This window comes from Citrobacter sp. Cf087, assembly GCF_030334285.1.
Taxonomy (GTDB): Bacteria; Pseudomonadota; Gammaproteobacteria; order Enterobacterales; family Enterobacteriaceae; genus Citrobacter; species Citrobacter freundii.
On record NZ_JAOWED010000005.1, the window covers coordinates 1 to 296 of the forward strand.

A 296-nucleotide genomic window follows, 5' to 3' on the forward strand; every position below is an offset into this window, starting at 1 on the left:
ACCTACAATAAAGCCCTCATCAACCGTGGCTCCATAACTTTCTGGCTGGATGATGAAGCTATTCAGGCCTGGTATGAGTCGGCAACGCCTTCATCACGGGGAAGACCTCAGCGCTATTCTGATCTCGCCATCACCACCGTTCTGGTCATTAAACGCGTGTTCAGGTTGACCCTGCGGGCTGCACAGGGTTTTATTGATTCCATTTTTACACTGATGAATGTTCCGTTGCGCTGCCCGGATTACACCAGTGTCAGCAAGCGCGCAAAGTCGGTTAATGTCAGTTTCAAAACGTTCAC

General features: G+C 50.0%; 1 protein-coding gene. It reads left to right on the plus strand.

Annotated elements, in window-relative coordinates; all coding sequences use genetic code 11:
• Window positions 1-296: transposase (locus OGV57_RS00020; RefSeq protein WP_286530621.1), on the plus strand; the 296-nt coding region annotated here is incomplete at both ends.